The following is a 4,531-nucleotide window of genomic DNA, read 5'->3' on the forward strand; positions in this document are numbered from 1 at the left end:
GCGGCGCCGGCCGGCCGCCCGGCCGGGCGGGTCGCGCGTCCGCGGTCTGTGTCGGAATGGGCGACGTCGCGTGCGGGGCACGCGCCGGCCCCCGACGGCTCGCTGCGGACCGTCGGGGGCCATCGTCGCCGCCCGACTGCGACGAGCGGATCTGCGTGGGCGGCCGTCGACCACCGAATCGCCGACTGTGGGGTGCCTTCGAGCGTGGTGGCCGTCCGGCCGTCCGGTGCGTCACCGCGTCTTTCGCTTGGAGTGGAGACCACTTCAACCGGGGCGACGCTGAACCCGAATTCAGCCGTTTCCACCGGTAAGCCGACATTAAATCGGAGTTAATTCGGCTGAAGGGTCACCCGGTCCCCGCGGCGAATCCGCCGAATCGCACGACTGGGCCGCGTCATACACGTGTCAGATTACTGAATTTATTTGGCGGCCGTCTCGCCGTTCTCGGGACGGACTCCGGCGGCGGTCGGTTCGGGGCGGGTCGACGACTCGCGCGCGAGAACGCGGAGTGCGCGACCGGTGCGGCCGAGGGGGGCGGCGGACGCGCGACTCGCGAGGGGAGAGACTCGGGAGAACGAGAGGACCGAAGAGCGGTGGGTCGCCGTCAGGCCTCGACGAGTTCCTCGGCGACCACGTCGGCCGCGAGGAGGTTCGGGTCCACGGCGAGGTCGGTCTGGCCGCGGGCGAACTCCGGGAGCGAGTCGTGCGAGTAGGTGACGATTCGGACGTCGGGGTTCTCCTCGCGAGCGACGGGGATGATGGAGGCGTCGTCCATGTCGGTGAGGACGAGCGTATCTACGGTGTCGATGCCCGCCTCGAGCAGGGCGTCGCGGTTGGCGACGCCGTCGAAGCGAATCAACTCGACGCCGAGGGCCGCGATGGCGTCGCCGAGTCCGTCTTCGTCGGGTCCGGTGATGAGCACGGTCATTCGTACTCGATGGTCGCGGGGGGCTTGTGCGTTACGTCGTAGACGACCCGCGCGACGTTGTCGTTCTGACCGGTGATGCGCGATTGGATGCGCTGGAGCGTCTCCCACGACAGTTCCTGCGCTCGGGCGGTCATGCCGTCGCGCGACTCGACGGAGCGAACGGCGACGATCCAGCCGTGGACGCGGTTGTCCCCCTTCACGCCCGTCCCCTTGCCGATGACGGCGGCGAACGCCTGCCAGGGGTCGTACTCCTCCAGTTCCTCTTCGACGACGTGGCACGCCTCGCGGGCCACCTCGACCTTCTCCTTCGTCACCTCGCCGATGACGCGGACGGCGAGTCCGGGGCCGGGGAACGGCATGCGCTCGGAGACGACTTCCTCCAGACCGAGGGCGCGGGCCACCTCCCGAACCTCGTCTTTGTAGAGGTCGCGGACGGGTTCGACGATGCCCTCGAAGTCCACCACGTCCGGCAGGCCGCCGACGTTGTGGTGGGACTTGATGTTGCCCTCGGACTCGATGCGGTCGGGGTAGATGGTCCCCTGCACGAGGTAGTCCGCGCCGACGTCCGTCGCCTCGCGTTCGAACTCGCGGATGAACTGCTCGCCGATGGCCTTCCGCTTCTCCTCGGGGTCGACGACGCCCTCGAGAGCGCCGAGGAACCGGTCTTCGGCGTCGACCACGCGGAGCGACTCCATGTAGTCGAACGTCTCGTGGATGCTCTCCGTCTCGCCCTTCCGCATCAGGCCGGTGTCGACGTAGACGGGGGTGAGTTGGTCGCCGATGGCTCGGTAGGCGAGTGCGGCCGCGACGGAGGAGTCGACGCCGCCGGAGAGGGCGATGACGGCGTTCGCGTCGCCGACCGTCTCCCGAATCTCCTCGGTCGCCTCGTCGACGAACGAGTCGGTGTCGACCATTACGCCTGCACCTCCGGGTCCGCGGCGAGTTCGCGCGCGTCGAGGTCACCGAGGACGGCCTGCAGGAATCCCACGAACGGCGGACTCGCCCGGTCGGGGCGCGACCGGAACTCGGGGTGGAACTGCGTCCCGAGGAAGTACGGGTGGTCGGTCCGTTCGAGAATCTCCATCCGGTTGTCCGCCCGCCCGGAGAACGTCAGCGCGCCGTCTTCGAGTTCGTCGATGTAGTCGGGGGCGACCTCGTAGCGGTGCCGGTGGCGTTCCGTGCAGGCGGTGGCGCCGTAGACGTGTTCGGCGAGGGACCCCTCGCCGATGGCCGTCTCGTGGGCACCGAGACGCATCGTCCCGCCCATGTCCTCCGTCTCGTACTGCTCGGGGAGCAGGTCGATGACGGGGTAGGTGGTGTCGGGGTCGATTTCCGCCGAGTGGGCGTCCTCGTGGCCGAGGACGTTGCGCGCGTGTTCGACGACGGCCATCTGGAAGCCGAGACAGAGACCGAGGAACGGCACGTCGTTCTCGCGGCAGTAGCGAATCGCCTCTATCTTGCCCGCGGTGCCGCGCGTGCCGAACCCGCCGGGGACGACGACGCCGTCGGCCTCCTTCAGGCGGTTCGTGTGCTTGTCCAGCATCTCGTCGGAGTCCACCCAGAGGACGTTCACCTCCGTCCGCGTCTCGATGCCGGCGTGTTTCAGCGCCTCGTTGACGGACATGTAGGCGTCTTCGAGGTCGTACTTGCCGACGAGGGCGACGTCGACCTCCTGCTCACGGTCGCGCGTGACGAGTTCGCGCCAGCGGTTGTCGCGTTCCGGCTTCGGCCGCGCCTCCACCGAGAGGTTCAGCCGTTCCATCACGAACTCGTCGAGGCCCTCCTCCTCGACCATCAGGGGGACGTGGTAGATGTCCTCGACGTCGGAGTTCGAGAACACCGCCTCCGTCGGTACGTCGCAGAACAGCGCTATCTTCTCCTTCGTCTCGGGGTCGAGTTTGTCCTCCGACGCCCGACGAGGACGTCGGGTTGCAGGCCGATGCTCCGCAGTTCCTTTACGGAGTGCTGCGTCGGCTTCGTCTTCTGCTCGCCGTTCTTCGAGTACGGAACGAGGGTGACGTGCGTGAAGAGGATGTCGTCGTCCTCCTCCTCGTGGGCGAACTGTCGGAGCGCTTCGAGGAACGGCATCCCCTCGATGTCGCCGACGGTGCCGCCGACTTCGACGATGCAGACGTCCGTCCCCGCGGCCGCCTCGCGGATGCGTCGCTTGATGTCGTCGGTGACGTGCGGGATTATCTGCACCGTCTTCCCGAGGTAGTCGCCGGCGCGTTCCTTCTGGATGACGTGCTGGTACGTCTTCCCCGTCGTCACGTTGTGGTCGGAGGTCATGTCCTCCCCGAGGAATCGCTCGTAGTTCCCCAGGTCGAGGTCGACCTCGCCGCCGTCCTTCAGGACGTACACCTCGCCGTGCTGGTACGGGTTCATCGTCCCGGCGTCGACGTTCAGATACGGGTCGATCTTGACCGCGGTGACGTCGAACCCGGCGTTCGAGAGCAGACGGCCCGTACTCGCGGCGGTGATGCCTTTGCCCAGTCCGGACATCACACCTCCTGTCACGAAAATGAACTTCCGACCCAGAGACGGGTCGTACCCGGTTTCGGGTTCCTTCGGCATACCGACTGTGTGCCAGCCCACGTCAAAACCGTTTCGGAGCGACCGATTCCGTGCCACACACCCCCACGTGTTTCCGGGTTGAAAGTACACGCGCGTCCGATTCTCGTCCCGACGGGGCGTCCGAAGGTACTACCCTCGGGGCGCCGTACCCCCGCCCACCTGTGTACGACTACCACCTCCACTCGAACTACTCCGACGGCGACTTCCTGCGGGCGATGGTCGCCGCGGCGGCGTCGGCGGGACTGTCGGGCGTCGGCGTGGCCGACCACTGCATGGTCGTCTCCACCGACTGGGCGCGCGAGTCCCGCCGCGAGTTGGGGTTCAATCTCGACACGACGTACGAACGCCGCCGGGAGGCCATCGAGTCGTTGCGCGAGGAGTTCGACCTCCGCGTCTTCGACGCCGCGGAGGTGGACTACGAACCCGGCCACGAGGCGGAGATACGCGCGTTCCTCGCCGACGCCGACTTCGACTACGCCGTCGGGAGCGTCCACGCACTCGACGGCGCGAACGTCCACGCCACCGGCCACTTCGAGGGGATGTCCGAGTCCCGGCGGCGCGAACTGGTCGAGCGGTACTTCGAGAAACTCGAATCGCTCGTGGCGTCGGAACTGTTCGAGATAGCCGCCCACGCCGACCTGATAGAGCGAAACCCCGCGCTCCGCGGGTTCGCCACCAGAGAGCAGTACGAGCGAGTCGCCGACGCCTTCGCGTCGTCGCGGACGGTGCCCGAGGTGAACGCCGGACGCGTCCGCAGCGAGTACGGACGGTTCCACCCGACGACCGAGTTCTTCGAGGTGCTCCGCGAACGCGGCGTCGAGTTCACCCTCGGGTCGGACGCGCACGCGCCCGACGAAGTCGGTCCGCTGGCCGACGAACTCCGCGCGTTCGTCGCCGACAGCGGCCTCGACCCGGTGACGCTCGCCGTCTGACTACTCTTCGGCCTCGCCCTCGACGGTCCCTGCCTCGGTCTCCCGCCGTCGAACCGCCGGTTTCGCGTCGTCCGAGAGCGCCCGCGTTGTAGGGGAC

The 4,531-nt window shown here is 67.8% G+C and carries 3 protein-coding genes and 1 pseudogene; 1 reads left to right on the forward strand and 3 read right to left on the reverse strand.

From position 1 onward, the window contains the following. Positions 1–604: 604 nt before the first annotated feature. From GJ632_RS19780 to pyrG, 3 genes and pseudogenes are all read right to left on the reverse strand, one after another. A complete protein-coding gene (locus GJ632_RS19780) occupies positions 605–928 on the reverse strand; it encodes a CTP synthetase (RefSeq protein ID WP_191453833.1) in 324 nt (107 codons plus the stop codon). Beyond that, on the reverse strand, positions 925–1,842 hold the full coding sequence (gene guaA, locus GJ632_RS19785; protein WP_089808121.1) for a glutamine-hydrolyzing GMP synthase: 918 nt from the start codon (positions 1,840–1,842) through the stop codon (positions 925–927). The genes GJ632_RS19780 and guaA overlap by 4 nt, the downstream gene beginning before the upstream one ends. Continuing rightward, positions 1,842–3,502, reverse strand: a pseudogene (gene pyrG / locus GJ632_RS19790) (glutamine hydrolyzing CTP synthase). The gene guaA and the pseudogene pyrG overlap by 1 nt, the downstream one beginning before the upstream one ends. Positions 3,503–3,663: 161 nt before the next feature. Here pyrG and GJ632_RS19795 point away from each other — a divergent pair. Beyond that, positions 3,664–4,434: a PHP domain-containing protein gene (locus GJ632_RS19795; RefSeq protein ID WP_343161278.1), complete on the forward strand. Its 771-nt coding sequence runs from the start codon at positions 3,664–3,666 to the stop codon at positions 4,432–4,434. Positions 4,435–4,531 lie beyond the last annotated feature (97 nt).

The organism is Halogeometricum sp. CBA1124, assembly GCF_009741955.1.
Lineage (GTDB): Archaea > Halobacteriota > Halobacteria > Halobacteriales > Haloferacaceae > Halogeometricum > Halogeometricum rufum.